This window comes from Corynebacterium sp. HMSC065D07 (assembly GCF_001810695.1).
GTDB classification, from domain to species: domain Bacteria; phylum Actinomycetota; class Actinomycetes; order Mycobacteriales; family Mycobacteriaceae; genus Corynebacterium; species Corynebacterium hesseae.
Genome location: NZ_KV802424.1, coordinates 17,814 through 34,974 on the forward strand (window position 1 = coordinate 17,814; position 17,161 = coordinate 34,974).

The window sequence follows — 17,161 nt, forward strand, 5'->3', positions numbered from 1 at the left end:
ATGAAATCCGAGTTTTATACCCTTCGCCACCTCCCGAACGTGCTGATCGTCGCCATACTCGCAGTTATGATGGCGGGCATCAGCGCTGTCCTGCAGTGGGCACTTCCGTTCCTTTTGAAAATTGACCCGCCACAAGTCGGTGACAGTCCAACAGGCCAACAAGTACAGGCGCTTATCGACGGCTCCGACCCCACGACGTCCAGTTTCCAATTGGCCGCCCTCGATATCACAGGTTCTGGCCAGTCCACAGGCATTTCAATCTTCCTCATCGCCATTGTTGCACTCACAATCACTGCAGCTAGCTACCCATTTTCCAGTGGTGCAGTGGTGTGGAAGGTGGTTGGCGCTGGTTCGCGTATGAAATGGGTGCGTTCTTTGATCGCGGCTGTACTTACCGTCCTCCTAGTATGCGTGGCAGCGTGCGTTCTTAACTCACTGATCGCACTAGTTGCGGCTCCGATGAATGATGTTTCTCTGGTTGCTTCTGCTTCTAATGTCGCTGTCGTGTGGCTGCGAGGCAGCTTGGCCGTGCTACTACTGACCCTCGCGATCATCGGTGTCGTATTAGCCATACGGAGGATCGGTCCAGCCATCGGCGTTATTGTCGCAGTGTTGATGGCAGGAGTGATCTTAGGAACTATCGGCGTCATGGCCGGGTGGGAACCGTATCTTTACAGTTGGCTTCCTTCTTCTGCTGTGTCAATTGCTGGTGGACAGGGGGCAACGCAGACTATGAATCCATGGGTAGGTATTGCTGTACTTGCCGGCTGGTCGGTTGTGAGCATGGGACTTGGGCTCACCCGCTTTTACAGGGCAAATCTTTAACATGGACTTCATGAATCGCCTTTCAGCCAGAGACATCGCTCTCGCTGTCATCGTTCTATCCCTTGACCTCGTTGGGTTCCTAGTGGCTAGCTCGATGGAACCAACCCCCTTCAATACCGCATTGTCTCCAGCGCAGTTCTGGCTGATTCTTGTTGCCATCATTACCAAAGGCATCCTCCTGCTTTGGCGCCGTAAATTTCCCTTAAGCGTTCTACTCGGGATTTCTGCTACTGAGCTTCTGTGGTCCCTCTACTGTCTCGTCACCGCAGACCACAGCCTCGGCTACAACGGTATCGCTGCCTCGGTGGCTGCGTTTTCGCTAGCGCTGCACACGAAGTCAAAAACTCGCGACTCTATTTCCCTCATTATCTCGGGTCTCATTGTCGGCACCCTCCGCGCCATTGCCATGCCACCGCTGGGAGGAATCGAGCCTCCGCTTTTTACTCTGCTCACAGCCTTGGGCTGGCTGCTCCCCCTCATAGTGTTCTTTGCTATTGGACTCGCTGTCCGCAATAACCGTGAGCTCACCGCATCCCTCGCCCGCCAAGCAGAACTCGCTGAGGAAAACGCCATTGTCGAAGAGCGCGCCCGCATTGCGCGGGAGCTTCACGACACCACCGCCCATCACCTCTCAGCCATCGCCATCCAAGCTCAAGCCGCACAGGCATGCATCGATGTCAACCCCACCGCTGCCAAAGAGCATCTCCAACACGTGACCTCGTCGACGACGAAGGCACTCCAGGATGTCCGCGCGACCGTTAGCAAGCTTTCGGTTTCCGATGCCGAAATACACCGCATCCCTCAGCCGACAAATCTGTCTGCGCTAATTTCGGAGGTTCGCGCTCTAGGGCAGGCAGTAACGTTTTCGGACACCTCCCACTTGTCGGAGGGCGAGTTGATCGCGGCTTATCGAATCACCCAAGAAGCTCTGACAAATGCCCGCAAGCATGCAACAGGCGCGCCTGTTGATGTCATGCTGAGCGATGATGAACTGCGGATAATCACCCGCGGCACTTTCACACATAGCCCCACGGGCCGTGGCACCATCAGCATCCAAGAGCGCGCCCGAGCTGTCGGTGCAACCGCTTTCAATGAACCTACCGAAGATGGTTGGCTGGTGCTCATTACCTGGAGGAAGCCATGATTCGAGTCTTGTTAGTTGATGACCAACCTCTGATCAGACAGGGATTAAAGGCAATCTTCGAGGCCACCGGTGAGATCAAAGTTGTGGCTGAGGCAGCTTCCGGGAATGAGGCGATAGCAGCTGCAAAGGCTCGCGACATTGATGTGGTGTGCCTCGATATCCGCATGCCTGACGGGGACGGGATCTATGCAACCACGGAGATTAACAAGCAAGACAATCCCCCAGCAGTCATCGTGATCACCACCTTTGACCTAGACGAATACGTCTTTGGTGCCCTCGAAGCCGGTGCCTGTGGCGTCATGCTGAAAGACTCCCCAATGATCGACCTCATCCAAGGCGTCAAACACGCGGCCTCAGGTGAAGGCATGGTCGACGCTGCGGTTACTAAAAGGGTGATTGCGGAATTTGGTCGGCGGAAAGCGCGGGCCACGGTAGATTCAGCCCTACTCACGCCGCGCGAACTCGATTGCGTACGGGCCCTGGGCAAAGGATTGACCAACATCGAAATCGGGCGCGAGCTGTATTTGGAGCCCTCTACGGTCAAGACTCATTTGTCATCTGCGATGGCCAAAGTTGGAGCTAGTTCGCGAGTACAGCTCGTGATCTGGGCCTTTCGCGCAGGAGTGGTGAGCTAACGAGGGGGCGCAGTTCCCAACACCACCTCGCAGCCGGAGCACTGTTAACACCTTGGGTACAAAGTTATCCACAGGGTGGGGATAACTCTGTGGAGAACGAATTCCACAGCCTTTCTCCACACCCTGTGGATAAGTGTTTTCACGCTTCCCACAGCCCGCACAAAAACTTCGAACACAACCTAATACGCTGCTGATCTGCGGTTATCTTGGCCCACACGTTCGGTAAATTACAAAAATGTAGTTATCCACAATGTGGATAACTTATGTGGAATTCTTTCGCACAGAGGTTTTGGTGGATAACACGCCCGAGTTATCCCCAAAGCCCAGCTCGCAGCGCCGCTGCAACAGCAGCTATCGCCCCGATAAGCCATATCCCCAGCCAACGCAGCCACGTGCGTTGGCGAAAGAGGAATGGCGCCAACAGCAGTCCTGTGAGCAAACCGCCCAAGTGCCCCCACACGGAGACGTTCTCCGCCACAAAGCTGTAGATAACGTTTGCTACGACCAAGACGATGGGCGCGCGCAGGTCTAAACCGCGGCTGCGGTACACACCAATGAGTAGACCCATGAGCGCAAAGAGAGCACCGGAGGCGCCCACCGTGGGTGTCCCGAAATCCATCCACAGCACCGCGGCGGAAGAGCCCACAATGGAGATGAGATAGGCCGCCACGTACAGCGCGCTGCCCAGGGCGCGTTCTACTTCCCTACCCACAAAGAACAGCATCACCATGTTGACCAAGAGGTGCCCGGCGTCGAGATGCATAAAGCCCGCGGTAATGACAGTTGTGGGGTGCTCGGACACTTCAGGGCCCCACAGCGTCCAGTCTTGGGCCAGCAAGCTGCGATAGTAGGGCGTCGAGAGGGTCTTGGCCTGGATGGCCGTGACCAACCATGCCCCAATGCACAGCACCATGAGCACCATGGTGACTGGCGCTGATTTCAGATAGTTCTTCACACGGACTCCTAAAACAACGAGCCCGCCACCACATCACGTGGCAGCGGGCTCAGATGAAAAGCTAAGAACGCTTAGGCGATCTCGATGGACTCGATGACAACGTCCTCAGCCGGACGGTCCATGCGGTCGGTGGAGACCTTCGCAATCTTGGACACGACTTCCTGGGAAGCCGCGTCGGTGACCTCACCGAAGATGGTGTGGTGGTTGTTCAGGTGCGGGGTCGGCGCCACGGTGATGAAGAATTGGGAGCCGTTGGTGCCCGGGCCGGCATTCGCCATGGCCAGCAGGAACGGGCGGTCAAACTGCAGCTCCGGGTGGAACTCATCCTGGAACTGGTAGCCGGGGCCGCCACGGCCGGTGCCGGTCGGGTCGCCGCCCTGGATCATGAACTGGTCGATGACGCGGTGGAAAATAGCGCCATCGTAGAACGGGCCGGACTGCTCGCCCTTGGCGTTCTGGGTGGTGTAGTCCTTCTCGCCCTTAGCCAGGCCGATGAAGTTCTCAACGGTTACCGGTGCGTGGTTACCGAACAGGTCGATAACAATGTCACCGTAGTTGGTGTGCATCGTTGCAGTTGCGGTCTTCTGAGTCATGCCAGCCATTGTATGGAAATTTCCACCATTTCGTTGTTCCGCCGCGACGCTGTCAGCGATCTGCGTAGGGTTGCAAGCATGATTCGCGCCGTTCTCTTCGATCTCGATGACACCCTCATGGACCACACCGCCGCGATGCATGCGGCCGTCGAGGAGTGGCTGCCGGGCGGGCACCATGAGCGCTTCGCGGAGATCGAGCGCAAGTGGTTCGCCGCCTACGAGCGCGGCGAGGTCACCCACCAGGGCCAGCGCGTGGAGCGCTGCCGCGAATTCTTGGGCCGTCCAGAGATGACGGAGCAGGAGGCGCTGGCGGAATATGCCAAGTATTTGGCCGCGTATGAAAAGCACTGGCAGGCGCTTGGCGACGCCCTCCCCGCCCTCCAGCACGTCCTATCCCTGGGCCTCAAGGTCGGCATTCTGACGAACGGTGCGCGGGACATGCAGGAGGCAAAACTACGGGCGGGCGGGCTCGACCTGCCAGACGTCGAGCTCTTTCCCACCGTGGAAATGGCTAAGCCAAAACCGCACCGAGAGGCCTACCTCGAGGCTTGTCGGCGCCTAGAGGTAGAGCCTGGCTCCACGCTCATGATTGGTGATTCGGTGGCTAATGACGTCGAGGGTGCACGTGCAGCGGGGCTCAAGGCACTGCACTTCGATAGGGCCGGAAACGGAGACATCGCCGCGCTCAGTGAGCTGACGGCGATGAACGGTTTAAATCTTTGGATTTAAACCTAGAGGCTAGAGCGGACCTCGTCGCGGGCGAGGACCATATTGCGCAGGGAAGCCTCGGTCTCCTCGTAGCCGCGGGTCTTCAGGCCGCAGTCCGGGTTGACCCACAGGCGCTCCACAGGCACGTTCTTCAGAGCGGCGCGGATGAGCTCGGCCATTTCCGCCACGGACGGGATGCGCGGGGAGTGGATGTCGTAGATGCCCGGGCCGATCTCGGAGTGGAACTTCTCATCGATGTCCTCGAGCAGCTCCATGCGGGAGCGGGCGGCCTCGATGGAGGTGACATCGGCGTCGAGGCCGGCGACGGCGTCAATGATCTGGCCGAACTCCGAGTAGCAGAGGTGCGTGTGGATCTGGGTTTCAGGCTTCGCCTGCAAGGAAACCACTCGGAAGGAGCGCACGGCCCAGTCGAGGTAGGCCTTGCGGTCCTTCTCGCGCAGCGGCAACAGCTCACGCAGGGCGGGCTCATCGATCTGGATGATGTCGATGCCGGCCTCTTCGAGGTCGCGGACTTCGTCGGCCAGCGCCACGCCGAGCTGGTCGGCGGAGACGGACTGCTGGACGTCATCGCGCACGAAGGACCAGGCCAGAATGGTCACCGGGCCGGTGAGCATGCCCTTGACGTGCTTCTCGGACAGGGACTGCGCGAACTTCGCCCACTCGGTGGTCATAGCCTTCGGGCGGGAGATGTCACCAACCACGATCGGCGGACGGGTGCAGCGGGAGCCGTAGGACTGGACCCAGCCGTTCTCGGTGACGACGAAGCCGTCGAGAAGCTCGGCGAAGTACTGCACCATGTCGTTGCGCTCCGGCTCGCCGTGGACCAGGACATCAAGGCCTAGGCGCTCCTGGAGCTCGATGACGGACTTCACCTCGTTGCGCAGGGCCTCGGTGTAGTCGGCGTCGGAGAGCTCACCCTTGCGGTGCGCGGCGCGGGCGGCGCGGATCTCAGAGGTCTGTGGGAAGGAACCGATGGTGGTGGTCGGCAGCTGCGGCAGGCCGAGGGCCTCCTGTGCCTTGTTGCGCTCAGCGAACTCCGGCTGGCGCTGGACCTGGCCCTCCGGCAGCTGCGCGGTGCGCTCCTGCACGGCCTGGTTGTGGATGCGGGAGGACTCGGCGCGGGTGCGCACGGCGCGGTCGGCCTGCGCGTATGCCTCCGGGGCGTCGAGCGGGCCGGCGGCGAGTGCGACGACCTCGCGGACCTTCTCGTCGGCGAAGGCGAACCAGGTGGCAACGTCGACCGGCAGGGAGGTCTCCGCCTCGACGGTGTGCGGGACGTGCTGCAGGGACACGGAGGTGGTTACGGTGACGCCTTCGCCCAGGGTCTCGAGCTTTTCGCGCAGGTCGCGCAGGTTGGCGGCCCAGACGTTGCGGCCGTCGACGAGGCCGGCGGCGAGGTGGGTGGCTTCGGCAAGCTTAGCGACGCGCTCGAGGTAGGAATTGTCCAGCGCCAAGGTGCCCACCGAGAGATCCACCTGGACCGCTTCCGGCTTGAGCTCAGCGATGACGTCAAGGCCAGCATTGAGGGAACCATAGGGCGTGGTCAGGTAGACCTGCGGGCGCTTCTCCGCGCTAAGGATGCGGCCATAAGCGCTCTTGAGCGCGGCGGCGAGGGTGGCGTCGTCAGCCGCGGCGAGGTCAGCGACCAGGGCCGGCTCAACGAGCTGGAGCCACTCCACGTTGGCGTCGGCAAGCTGCTCCAGCACGGTGAGGTAGGAGTCCACGAACTCATCGAGGCGGTCGAGCGGCTGCTTGGTGGCGCCCTCGGCCTGCTTGGACAGGGCCAGCAGGGTCACGGGGCCAACGAGGACCGGGCGCACGGTGTGGCCTGCGGCGCGAGCCTCCTCGACGATCTTGAGCACGCGCTGGGGGCGGGCACTAAAGGTCTGGTCATCGCTGATTTCAGGGACGATGTAGTGGTAGTTGGTGTCGAACCACTTGGTCATCTCCAGCGGCGCGGTGTCCTTGTTGCCGCGGGCCAAGGTGAATTCGTCATCGAGGCTCTCGCCCTGGGCAGCGCCCACGGTCAGCGCGGTCTCGAGGACGTGGTCGTAGTACGCAACGTCCGCCGGGATGGCGTAATCCTCAGTGAGACCCAGCTCCTTGAGGCGGGCGTAGGTATCGAGGCGCAGGGAGTGCGCGGCGGATTCGAAGGTCTCGGCATCAATCTTGCCGGACCAGTAGGACTCCAGCGCGCGCTTAAGCTCACGATGGGCACCTACGCGGGGATAGCCCTCAATCGTTGCCTTGGGAAATGGTGCGGTCATGGGGTAACTCCAATTCGATGTAGCAGGTCAGTCGTAATGTCTGGATTGTTATGCGTGTAGATGTGCAGCCCGTCGGCGCCGGCGTTCATCACCGATTTCGCCAGGGAGGCCGTAAGCTGCATCCCGATTTCTTTCTCTTCCTCGGGGGAAGTCGCTGCCGCGAGCTGATCGAGCACCTGCGGTGGCCCGTCCAGCCCGGACAGCTGGCACATTCGCTCCACCCGAGCACGGCTAGTCATCGGCATGATCCCGGGGATGAGCGGAATGCGCACGCCCGCCAGCCGGGCGCGTTGGGCGAAGCGGACGTAATCCTCCGCGTCAAAGAAGAGCTGGGTGATGGCGAAGTCAGCGCCGAGGCGTTGCTTGGCCAGGAGAACGTCGATGTCCTCGTCCGCCGTGGCGGACTCGGCGTGACCGTTGGGGTAGCAAGCCACGCCCACGGCCAAGCGCCCAGCGGCCAAGCGCGCCACGCGGGCGGATTCCCAGCGGCGGATGAGCCGGACGAGGGAGTCGGCGTGCGGCAAGTGGCCTTCGGGCATCCCGCCCTCGGGCAGGTCGCCGCGAAGCGCGAGGAGGCCGCGCACGCCGGCGTCGACGAGCGTGTCGATCCAGCCAACGAGCTCTTCCTCCGTGCCGGCAGTACAAGCCAGGTGCGCCAGGGGACGCATCGCGGTATCGCGCGAAATCTTCTCAATGAAGGCCGCGGTTCCCTCCAGCCACCCGGAGCGCTGGGAGCTGGTGACGGCGATGTAATCGGGGTTATATGCGGCAAGCGTGTCGAGCAAACGGTCAATCTTTTTGGCGTCCGCATCGTGGCGCGGTGGGATCACCTCGAAGGAGAGAGCGGTGCGCTGTGGTCGCTTAGGCGTATCTTCGCTGATTTGGTCTAGTGGCGCGGATGCGGAGAGTCGCGGGGACATGCTCACCTCCTCTGCAGGTTATCGTGGTCGGTCATCTGTGCTGTTGGTGGAAAACGTACCAAGCTGTCCATTTTGAGCGAAAGCATTTAGGAAATGGTCATACCTTTCCAACCCAGCCAGCTGCACCGTTGCCCAAACCTGTGGTGAATAAAAAGGCCACTGTTCCGTACAAAGCTGTCTATTTTCTTTGAACCGCTCTCTACTTTCGTCCCGTGGTGGCAGGACGTAGCTGCCGCCACTACGCTGAAAGGGAGTATCCAGCGCTAACGCGGACACACATGTGCAGTGTCCCGTCCGGCGCAGACAACCACTCCATAAACAGTTACCCACCGAGCAATCGCCTCAAGCATTGACGTAAAGGAGCATCTCTCCCGATGAACCCCACCGCACTGTCCACAGCAATTAGCGCCACCTCCGCCCTGGTGGAGCGCCTCAAGGAACGCCGCGATGAAAAGGCTCGCGAGGCCTACTCCGTCCTGGAGACCGCCGCCGCCCGCATGGAAGAGCGCGATGACGAGTGGTTCCCGGAGGCACGCCGCGAAGCCGGTGCCGTGACCAAGGCCGCGCATGCCCGCCTCGAGCGCACCCTCGAACAGCTCAAGGAGCGCAGCGAGGAAGCAACCGAGAAGCTCTCCGCTGCCGCCGCAGACGCCCAGGACAAGGCCACCAAGAAGTGGGAGAAGACCCAGAGGCAGGCTGAAAAGAAGGCCACCAAGGCCCGCAAGCAGGCCAAGAAGAAGGCTTCCAAGGCTGAGAAGAAGGCACAGAAGCAAAGCGCCCAGCTGCAGAAGAAGGCCCGCGCCATCAGCGGCAAGGATAAGAAGAAGGGCTCGAAGATCTGGCTGATCTCCGCGCTGGTTGCCGCCATTGCTGCCATCGGCGGTGGCATCTACTACTTCTTCACCCAGAAGAAGGAGAAGGAATCCGCCGTCCCGCCGCGCGTTGAGGACTTCTCTTCCCCGTCCGCACCGCAGGGTTCCACCTTGGTCTACACCTCCACCACCGAGGATGACGCCAAGAAGGAGTCCGACTTGGCCGAGGAAGGCGTCGTCGAGCGCGATGAAGAGCTGCTGGGTTCCCTCGATGAGCAGCTGGCCAAGCACCGCGAGGAAGAAACCGCCATCCAGGACGCCGTCGAGACCGAGATTGAGGTCAGCAACGCCGACAAGAAGGATGCCGACACCTCCCGCATCACCGATGATCACGAGTCCGAGGGCAAGCACCGCCTCCAGACCGAGGACGAGAACTAACCCCCCAACCTTGGGGGTGTGCATTTCGTTGCCTTGATCTCACTGCGTTGCCCCCGCGCGCCCGACCTGCTTGAATTGAAGGCTAATCGGCATCGATCCTCATAGATCGGTGCCCGCGCGCTGTTTTGCGCGGGAAGCCCTATCAACAGCAGGCAAGGAGATCAGACATGAGCTTTGAGTCGCTCGTAGTCAAGCTCAAGAACGGGGAGACCTTTTATTTCCCCGCAGGTGCCGTGAGCGGCGATCCGTCCACCCGCGTGGACAACCTGCGCTTTGCCATTGAAAACGGCACGCAGTTTAGCTCCGTCGATGATTATGGAGTCGACCGCGAGTTCAACGGCTATGACGTGGAAAATTACCACCTAGCTTAAGTTCCCACAGTGAGTCACCGATCGTAATCTGAATCACTCATCCATCCTTTTTTGCGCTATAGGATGAGTCTTTATGACTCACTATCCACGCATGCGGACGTGGTCGTGGTATCTCCCCGATGAGCCACCTTCCGGCGAGGTTTCCCTCACCGAGACCACCAACTTCTCCCGCCCAGCTAAAGCCACGTGGCGTCTGCTCGGCGCCCAGCGCACCGGCGTTATCGGCATCTTCGTTGCCACCCTCATCAACGCGCCGCTGGGCGCGTTGGTCTCCGTCATCGTCGGCCAGACCACGCAGTATGCCTTCTCCGAGCCTTCCTGGCGCACCGTAGCGCTGCCGCTTGCGGCCACGGCGATCCTCCTCTTCATCGCCTATATCTGCGAGGCCACGGCGGATGCCTTCACAGACTTATCCCAAGCCCGCACCACCCATACGCTGCGCCTTAACCTGCTGGATAAGTTGCTGAGCGCTTCCACTGCAGGCATTAGCCCCGGCCGGCTGCTCAACACGATGGATGAGGATTCGCACTACATCGGCCAACTCAAGCAGATCCTCAACTTCCCACTGGTCATGGTGGGCTACCTCTTGGGCGCGGTGGTCAGCCTGGCCCCGATTTCCTGGCAGGTCTCAGCTGTGCTGCTGATTGGTGCACTCGCCACCGCGCTGGCCTCCTGGGCCACCACGAAGCCGCTGACGAGGATCGCCGCGCGCCGCCGCCAGTTGGAGAACACCGCGCTTTCACTCGCCACGGACTTTGCTCAAGGCTCCCGGGTCATCAAAGGCCTCGGCGCCAAGGACATCGCGCGCCAACGTTTTTCTGACGCCGCCCAGAACTCCTTGGGTGCCATGCTCCGCGAGGCCAAGCTGTCCTCCCTCATGGCCTGGCTGCGCCAGATGGTTCCCGCGTCCTTTGCCGTGGGCATTCTTGCCTGGACCTCCTGGGAAACCTTCGAGGGCCGCATCGCCCCCGGCGGGATGATGGCGATCACCATGCTCGTCCCGCCCGCGCTCACCGCGCTGGGTGTGTCTCTCGGCCTGCTCACGGAGAACTGGGCGCGGGCGCGTGCCTCCGTGGAGCGCGTCGGCGAGCTGCTCGGACAGCTTTCTTCCAACACCACCGAGGCCGCCGGCACGCCGATTGACCTCTCCCCCGGCTTGCACGTGTGGATGCCTATCAGCACAGAGGGGCGCAGCACCGTGGACTCTTGGGTGCGCTACCTCCATGAGCACGGCGCCTTGTGCCCGCCACACCGCATCTCCGTGTTGGAGGGCACCCTGCAGGACAACGTCGATCCGCTCCGCAGTGCTAGCGCTACGCAGCTTCACGACGCCCTCCACGCCTCCGCCTGCGAGGATATTGTTATCCGCCTCGGTGGGCTTGGTCCCAACGGCGAGCTACCCACCGCGCCCATCGGTGAGGCCGGCCTCAACCTCTCCGGCGGCCAGCGCCAGCGCGTCGCGCTTGCCCGCGCGCTCGCCCTCGACCCCGATGTCCTCGTGCTGGACAACCCCACGACGGGACTGGATTCGTTGACCCTGGCGGACGTCGCCAAGCGCGTGCGTGAACTGCGCGCCGGCAAGACCACCGTGATCATTACATCCGCCTCCACGTGGGCCGCCAACGCCGATGAGGTGGTGGAGCTATGAGCCAGCAGGATCGCGCGGATGCCCTTGCACCTGCCTCCCCGCGGGAGTGTCTCCGTTTTCTGAAGACCCTGCCCAGTGCGCCCAGTCGGCTTGGCATCGCCCTTTTCTTCGGACTGTTTACCGTTACGGTCATCATGATGAACCTGGTCTCCCAGGTGCTTGGCCGCGTCGTGGACATCATCCAGGGCGTGGAGATCCCCATCCTTGGCACGGGGCGCGCAGCCATGGTGGGCGCGCTCGTTGTTATCGCGGTGGGCTTCCTCGTGGAGGTCACCGGCCGCACAGTGGGCCGCTTGTTGGTTACCTCCACTACCCGCCGTCTCTCGGTAGATCTGCGCACCTCAGCGCTGGATTCCGCCCTCGGCGCCCCCGTGCCCGCCGTCATGGAATTGGGCACCGGTAACATCATCACGCGCCTATCCAAGGACATCGACACCGTCGTCATGACCATCTCCATGATGGGTGACCGCCTCGTGCTCACGCTCTTCATGCTGCCGCTGACCGCGCTCATGATGATCTTCATTCACCCCGCTTATGCGCTGCTTTTCATCGCGGTAAGTTGTCTGCTCTACCCCTTCATCCGCGGCACCATGCGGGATATCCCCGCCGTGGCCAACGAGGTGTCCTCGGTGGAGGCCTACCGCAACAACGTGCTGCTGGACACGATTCGCGCCCTGGAGACCCTCCGCCAGTTCTCCCTGAAGGATTGGGCGCATGCACGCATGGAGCGCTATTCCTGGGACACGGTACAGGCCTGGGGCGACAAGGTGCCGCTCATCAACCGCATCCTGGGCCAAGGCGCCCTGGCCTTCGCGGTGTTGCTGCTGGGCTCCGTCCTCATGTCCGTGCCGATGGTGATGTGGGAATGGTTGACACCTGGCGAGGCCACCGCCGCCGTGCTGCTGGTCATGCGGTTGGAGATCCACGTGTTCAACATCCTCTTCTTCGCCGGCGAGATCCAGCATTCCGTGACGTCCCTCGGCCGCGCGGTGGCCCTGGCCACCTTGGACAACAGCGCTGGTACGAAGGAGCTCAAGGACACTCCCCGGCTACACGACGCCCCCACCATCACCATCGAGCACCTTTCCTACGCCTACCCCGGCGGGGCACGCGTGCTTGACGACGTCTCCCTGACCCTCACCGCCGGCACCACCACCGCCCTGGTGGGTACCTCCGGTGCGGGTAAATCCACGCTCGCCGCCCTCGTGGCGGGCCTGCAGTACCCATCGGCGGGGAACATCAGCCTCGATGGCATCGATACCGCCTCAGTGCCCAATACGTGGATTACAGAGCACGTCGCGCTCATTACCCAAGAAGTCCATCTCTTCTCCGGCACCTTGCGCGAGGACCTGCTCCTGGCCAAACCTGACGCCAGCGATGAGGAGCTGTGGCATGCGCTCAACACGGTGGGCCTGGATGAGCAGTCGCGTTGGCTGCCCCAAGGCCTCGATACGCTCATTGGTGCGGGTAATGAAGAGATCGGTGCTGAAGCCGAGCAACAGCTTTCCCTGGCCCGCATGATCCTGCGCCAGCCGCCGGTGCTCATCATGGATGAGGCCACCTCCGAGGCCGGCTCCGAACACGCCGAGGTTCTCGAGCACGCTGCCAAGGCAGTCACGAGGGGCCGCACCGCGCTCGTCGTTGCCCACCGCCTGGACCAGGCTCGCGAGGCCGACCGCATCATCGTCATGGAACAGGGTCAGATCGTCGAGGATGGCACCCACGCCGAGCTGATGAACCTGGGCGGGCGCTATGCCTCGGCCTATGCCCAGTGGGAGCACGGCTCATAGGTGGTGCACGCCGCGTCCTACCATGGAAGCTATGCATCTTCTTTCCCTTACTGAAGCTGACCGCACCTACCTCGCCCGCATCAATTTCCTCGCCGATACCTTCGGCGATGAGCACAAGGAGCTTCCTGCGGGTTTCGAGGAAGGCTTTGACTACTACCTCGGCGGTTGGGAGCCTTCCCGCGGAGGTTTCATCGCCTGGGAGGGCCACGTCCCTGCCGGTGGCGTGTGGCTGAATTGGGGCACAGCTGAGCGCCATGGTTTTGGCCACGTTATTGAAGGCATCCCGGAGCTTGCTCTAGCTGTGGAACCTCGCTTCCGCAGCCAAGGAGTGGGCACCATGCTTATCGACGCCGCCACCGAACTCGCCCGCGAGATGAGCGCCCCAGGTATCTCGCTGTCGGTGGCTAAAGATAATGACCGCGCCCACCGTCTCTACCTGCACCTTGGCTTCGAGCCGGTGGGTGAAAGAGGCGGCCACATCGTCCTGGTCAAGCGCTTTAAGGATGTCGACTAAGCCAACCGGAAAAGCACGGAAAAGTTAAAGGGCGCTCACTGTGTGAGCGCCCTGTGGAGCATAGGGGAATCGAACCCCTGACCTTTGCATTGCGAACGCAACGCTCTACCAACTGAGCTAATGCCCCAATACCTGTAGAGCGTACTCCTCTCGGTAAAAGCAACGAAATCACCCCTATTACGGGCCTAGCGAAACCTCAGGAGTTAACTTCTTTCACTCTAGTTGCGTGTCACTAGGGATAATCCACCTTCACCGGACAGACAATAAAGCGTCTTAAGAAAGTCTGTGGAAGGTTGTCATGCGCCGAAAAAGTGTTCTTGTCCGCTCCCTCATCGCCCTTGCAGCAGCCACGGCCCTGCCTGGCACCGCTGCTGCCGTGGAGCTTCCCCAGCCGGTGATTCAACAGCCGAAGTTGCCACAGCTCGCCGACGTCCAGAAGGACCTTAAGCAACTGGAACAGGACGCCTACGACGCACTTCCCAAGGAGCTTCAAAACAGTCCTGTCTTTGCCGGCTCCTCGCGGCCAGCTGAGAAGCCCGCACAATCCGGCAAGCAGCAGTCGCAGTCGGTTGCTGATTCCACCTGCTCCAACTGCGTGGCTATCACCTATGACGATGGCCCCGGCGAGTTGACCGCTCAGCTCCTCGACACCCTGAAGGCCAAGGACGCCCACGCCAGCTTCATGGTCTTAGCCCCTAGTGCCACCGTGCACCCGGAGCTGCTGCGCCGCATGAAGGCTGAGGGCCACACCGTGGGAAGCCACACCGCATCCCACCGTGAGCTCAACAAGCTCTCCCCCAGCGACGTAGACGGCGAGATCAAGGCCGGGGCCGCCGCCATCAAGGCAGCAACGGGCGAGAGCCCTCGGTGGATGCGTCCCCCGTACGGTGCCACCAACGGCACTGTGGATGCCGCTGCGAGGGCTAACGGCCAGGCACAAGCCCTCTGGTCCGTCGACACCGTGGATTGGAAGGACCGCAATGCTGAGCACGTCTGCGAGGCCGCAGTCAGCGGGGCGCAGCCCGGCTCCATCGTCCTCATGCACGACATTCACGCCACAACCGTAGGCGCCGCAGACTGCGTCATCGACGGACTGCGCGCGAAGGGCCTCGAGCCAGTCAGCCTCGACCGCCTCATCCCCAATCCCGAGCCCGGCAGGCAGTACTTCAGGCGATAGTGCACGAAACAGCCAATTAGGTAACTCAAACCGTCAGCAATATGCGGTTCACTTGCCCCTTAGCTGCTAGGTAAGACTTGGTAGCTTTAAACAGCTAAGTCTAAAGGTAGATCCGCGATGTCTCTCAGTCGATTACCTTCTAACAAGGTGCGCATGAGTTCCTTAGCATCGTCTGAACCTACCTCTGAGACTGCTTGTTGAAGTTCAGGCAGCATTACGTGGTAGACCATGTCTACATCACCTGTGCCGAGCGCCAAGGACGCAATACGGCTCATTGTTGGTTCAGCAGTCACAGCAACAATGTGGGGTGCTCGGCCTTTGCGATTGCGTATGAGGTTTAAAGCTTCAGAGCGGGTGTTTTGGGAGCGGTCTGAGCGCATAGTGAACTTGCAAGAGACCACGGCATGTATGAATCCGGGTGTTTCACCGTTGGAAGCACGGAAAGGGGACAGCAGTGCTTGTTCTTTATCAACAATCGGCAAGTCTGAGTTAATAACATTATCGGAGGCTGCACTGCGGATAACTACAACATCAGGAGATATGACGTAGCTATTTCCGAGCGCAGCGCCAAGTTCCGGATGCTGCTTTACGGCTTCGGCAAGTTCAGCCAAGTGACGATACGGCTCATAACGGGCAAGATGGTCTTGACGTCTAGAGTTACCTAAATTTTGAACCATCCAATCCCCGGGACGAACTGTTTGCATATAAGGAAATGTCGCTGCTAGGAACCTTTGCACAGCTTTTTCAAAATTTGCCCCCGTCGATTGTCCGGCGCCCTTACCTTGAACTAAAGGAACATTGAGCTGACGCGCAATGTGTGCCGAAAGTACTTTACTGGCGCGCTGACCTCTATCAGCATTGGAAGCGATACTTTCTCCACTTGGCGTTTCAGTGAGAGCCAACACGCCCGAATCAATTAATTGCTGGTGAAACTGTTTACGTGCAGCTGTAATTAAGGCTGGTTGAGTCATAGTTAGAACCTTAGTGAATCTGGTACGCGAGTTGGTTCAGCAGCGTAAACACCATCAGGTAGTGGTTCTTTATTTAATGCCGCAGCGATCCGCGAGCCGACGGCCTCAGCCACAGGGGGTGGGAAAGCATTACCGACCTGCCGCCATTGCGCGGTCTTCTTCCCCTGCCAAATCCAGTTTTGAGGGAATCCCTGAATCACGCCGCCCATCTGAACAGTGAGACGTGGTAAGTCCTTGTCGAGGTTAGTTGGGAAATCTTCTTCAGGAGCAGTCTCGGCAATTGAAGTTCCTTTTACTCCGAGTTCTTTCCAAGCAGCTTTGGCTCTTGTGGGTCCAACATCGGGGCCGCCGTGCTTCTTGGACCCTCCAACCAGAGTTGGCGCTACCTTGTTCGCCTTTTTAGCCCACTCTGCGGCACCTGTCCAACCATTTTGTCCCATAAGTATTTCTAAAGCTTCGCCCACGGTCTTCCATTGCCAGTTCGCTGGCGGCCAGAAGAAGTAGGGAGCGTATTCTTCTTTGACTGCGACCAGAATAAACCGCGGCCGAAGCTGGGGAACTCCATAGTCAGCAGCTTGAAGCAGCTTCCAAAAGACGCTGTACCCCATTTGCTCCAGACGAGTGATGATGCGAGCACGATATTCTTCAAACCGCTTTTGCCCTAGGCCCTTAACGTTTTCCAGCATTACAGCGCGTGGATCTATCTGCTTGATCATTTCCAAAGCGCGGGGAAAGAGGTCACGTTCATCGTCTTCACCAAGTTGCTGTCCTGCGATAGAGAAGGGCGGGCATGGGACACCACCAGCAAAGAGATCCGCTCCTACATAAGGCTCAGGATCGAATTCGAGGACATCTGCTTCAACAACATTCCAATGCGGTCGGTTAACGCGAAGGGTTTGAACGGCAAACTCGTCAATCTCTACTGCAACCAAATGCTCAAAACCAGCGTTTTCGAGACCCAAAGCTTGACCGCCGGCGCCAGCGCAGATTTCAACAGAAGTTAACGAGTTATGCACGCCGCTGATTGTACATAGCCCACCGGACGTTCAAGAGAGCAATGACGCGAATAAGGCAAGGAGGTCGAATGCATGTTTGAATTAAGATGGGTGCTGGAGCAATTGGTAGCTCACTGCTCATGCCAAACTCGCGAAGCAAAGGTCAGCAGCCCTCGATTCATATAAACGGCTCTAGGGTTCTTTTCTTCCCCTTGCTCACCCAGCCGGCTGCTCGAGAGAGTCTCCGGCATATGGTGGCGAAGCCTGCTTATCCCGGAGCCCATCGAGCCACACGAAATGTCTCTTAAGCCCTTTAGGGGCCTAAACGACAAAACGTGGCCTAAACGCTTTAGGGGGTTAGGTCGCCCCCTAAAGCG

16 protein-coding genes and 1 tRNA gene are annotated in these 17,161 nt (G+C 60.2%); 10 read left to right on the forward strand and 7 right to left on the reverse strand.

Going from position 1 to position 17,161, the window contains the following annotated elements; translation table 11 throughout:
* Genes HMPREF2760_RS01190 through HMPREF2760_RS01200 form a run of 3 tightly spaced genes read left to right on the forward strand, consistent with a single transcriptional unit; the run spans position 1 to position 2,604 of the window.
* Positions 1 to 825, forward strand: a complete 825-nt coding sequence (locus HMPREF2760_RS01190) for a hypothetical protein (protein ID WP_070596399.1) — start codon at positions 1 to 3, stop codon at positions 823 to 825.
* A gap of 10 nt (positions 826 to 835) precedes the next feature.
* Positions 836 to 1,969 (forward strand): histidine kinase, encoded by a 1,134-nt coding sequence (locus tag HMPREF2760_RS01195; RefSeq protein ID WP_168164084.1) that lies wholly within the window; start codon positions 836 to 838, stop codon positions 1,967 to 1,969.
* 8 nt (positions 1,970 to 1,977) lie between these two features.
* Entirely contained in the window at positions 1,978 to 2,604 is a 627-nt protein-coding gene (locus HMPREF2760_RS01200; RefSeq protein ID WP_246823601.1) for a response regulator, read from the forward strand.
* 310 nt (positions 2,605 to 2,914) lie between these two features.
* On the opposite strand, the gene HMPREF2760_RS01205 is transcribed toward HMPREF2760_RS01200, so the two are convergent.
* Complete coding sequence (locus tag HMPREF2760_RS01205; protein ID WP_070596404.1) at positions 2,915 to 3,559, reverse strand: rhomboid family intramembrane serine protease; 645 nt, start codon at positions 3,557 to 3,559, stop codon at positions 2,915 to 2,917.
* Between the two features lie 71 nt (positions 3,560 to 3,630).
* Entirely contained in the window at positions 3,631 to 4,161 is a 531-nt protein-coding gene (locus HMPREF2760_RS01210) for a peptidylprolyl isomerase (RefSeq protein ID WP_039672975.1), read from the reverse strand.
* A gap of 69 nt (positions 4,162 to 4,230) precedes the next feature.
* Between HMPREF2760_RS01210 and HMPREF2760_RS01215 the strand changes: the two genes are divergently transcribed.
* Entirely contained in the window at positions 4,231 to 4,881 is a 651-nt protein-coding gene (locus tag HMPREF2760_RS01215; RefSeq protein ID WP_070533561.1) for an HAD family hydrolase, read from the forward strand.
* A gap of 2 nt (positions 4,882 to 4,883) precedes the next feature.
* Here HMPREF2760_RS01215 and metE read toward each other — a convergent pair whose 3' ends face one another.
* A complete protein-coding gene (gene metE, locus HMPREF2760_RS01220) occupies positions 4,884 to 7,148 on the reverse strand; it encodes a 5-methyltetrahydropteroyltriglutamate--homocysteine S-methyltransferase (RefSeq protein ID WP_070596407.1) in 2,265 nt (754 codons plus the stop codon).
* Complete coding sequence (locus HMPREF2760_RS01225; protein ID WP_070562153.1) at positions 7,145 to 8,068, reverse strand: methylenetetrahydrofolate reductase; 924 nt, start codon at positions 8,066 to 8,068, stop codon at positions 7,145 to 7,147. The genes metE and HMPREF2760_RS01225 overlap by 4 nt, the downstream gene beginning before the upstream one ends.
* Before the next feature lie 374 nt (positions 8,069 to 8,442).
* On the opposite strand from HMPREF2760_RS01225, the gene HMPREF2760_RS01230 reads away from it, so the two are divergent.
* From HMPREF2760_RS01230 to HMPREF2760_RS01250, 5 genes are all read left to right on the forward strand, one after another.
* A complete protein-coding gene (locus HMPREF2760_RS01230) occupies positions 8,443 to 9,318 on the forward strand; it encodes a hypothetical protein (protein WP_070562156.1) in 876 nt (291 codons plus the stop codon).
* A 167-nt stretch (positions 9,319 to 9,485) separates the two neighbouring features.
* On the forward strand, positions 9,486 to 9,689 hold the full coding sequence (locus HMPREF2760_RS01235; protein WP_070562159.1) for a hypothetical protein: 204 nt from the start codon (positions 9,486 to 9,488) through the stop codon (positions 9,687 to 9,689).
* A gap of 73 nt (positions 9,690 to 9,762) precedes the next feature.
* Complete coding sequence (locus HMPREF2760_RS01240) at positions 9,763 to 11,337, forward strand: ABC transporter transmembrane domain-containing protein (protein WP_070562161.1); 1,575 nt, start codon at positions 9,763 to 9,765, stop codon at positions 11,335 to 11,337.
* Positions 11,334 to 13,127 carry an ABC transporter ATP-binding protein gene (locus tag HMPREF2760_RS01245; protein ID WP_070596409.1) on the forward strand — a complete coding sequence of 598 codons (1,794 nt, stop codon included), beginning with the start codon at positions 11,334 to 11,336 and terminating at the stop codon, positions 13,125 to 13,127. Before HMPREF2760_RS01240 ends, HMPREF2760_RS01245 begins: the two co-directional genes overlap by 4 nt.
* Before the next feature lie 22 nt (positions 13,128 to 13,149).
* Entirely contained in the window at positions 13,150 to 13,641 is a 492-nt protein-coding gene (locus HMPREF2760_RS01250) for a GNAT family N-acetyltransferase (protein ID WP_070596411.1), read from the forward strand.
* A gap of 54 nt (positions 13,642 to 13,695) precedes the next feature.
* Here the strand turns inward: HMPREF2760_RS01250 and HMPREF2760_RS01255 are convergent.
* A tRNA-Ala gene (locus HMPREF2760_RS01255) sits at positions 13,696 to 13,768 on the reverse strand.
* A gap of 171 nt (positions 13,769 to 13,939) precedes the next feature.
* Here HMPREF2760_RS01255 and HMPREF2760_RS01260 point away from each other — a divergent pair.
* A complete protein-coding gene (locus tag HMPREF2760_RS01260) occupies positions 13,940 to 14,818 on the forward strand; it encodes a polysaccharide deacetylase family protein (RefSeq protein ID WP_070596413.1) in 879 nt (292 codons plus the stop codon).
* A gap of 86 nt (positions 14,819 to 14,904) precedes the next feature.
* Here the strand turns inward: HMPREF2760_RS01260 and HMPREF2760_RS12440 are convergent, their stop codons facing one another.
* A complete protein-coding gene (locus HMPREF2760_RS12440; protein ID WP_083304460.1) occupies positions 14,905 to 15,789 on the reverse strand; it encodes an NgoMIV family type II restriction endonuclease in 885 nt (294 codons plus the stop codon).
* Positions 15,790 to 15,791: 2 nt separating this feature from the next.
* Entirely contained in the window at positions 15,792 to 16,805 is a 1,014-nt protein-coding gene (locus tag HMPREF2760_RS01265; RefSeq protein WP_118790703.1) for a DNA cytosine methyltransferase, read from the reverse strand.
* Positions 16,806 to 17,161 lie beyond the last annotated feature (356 nt).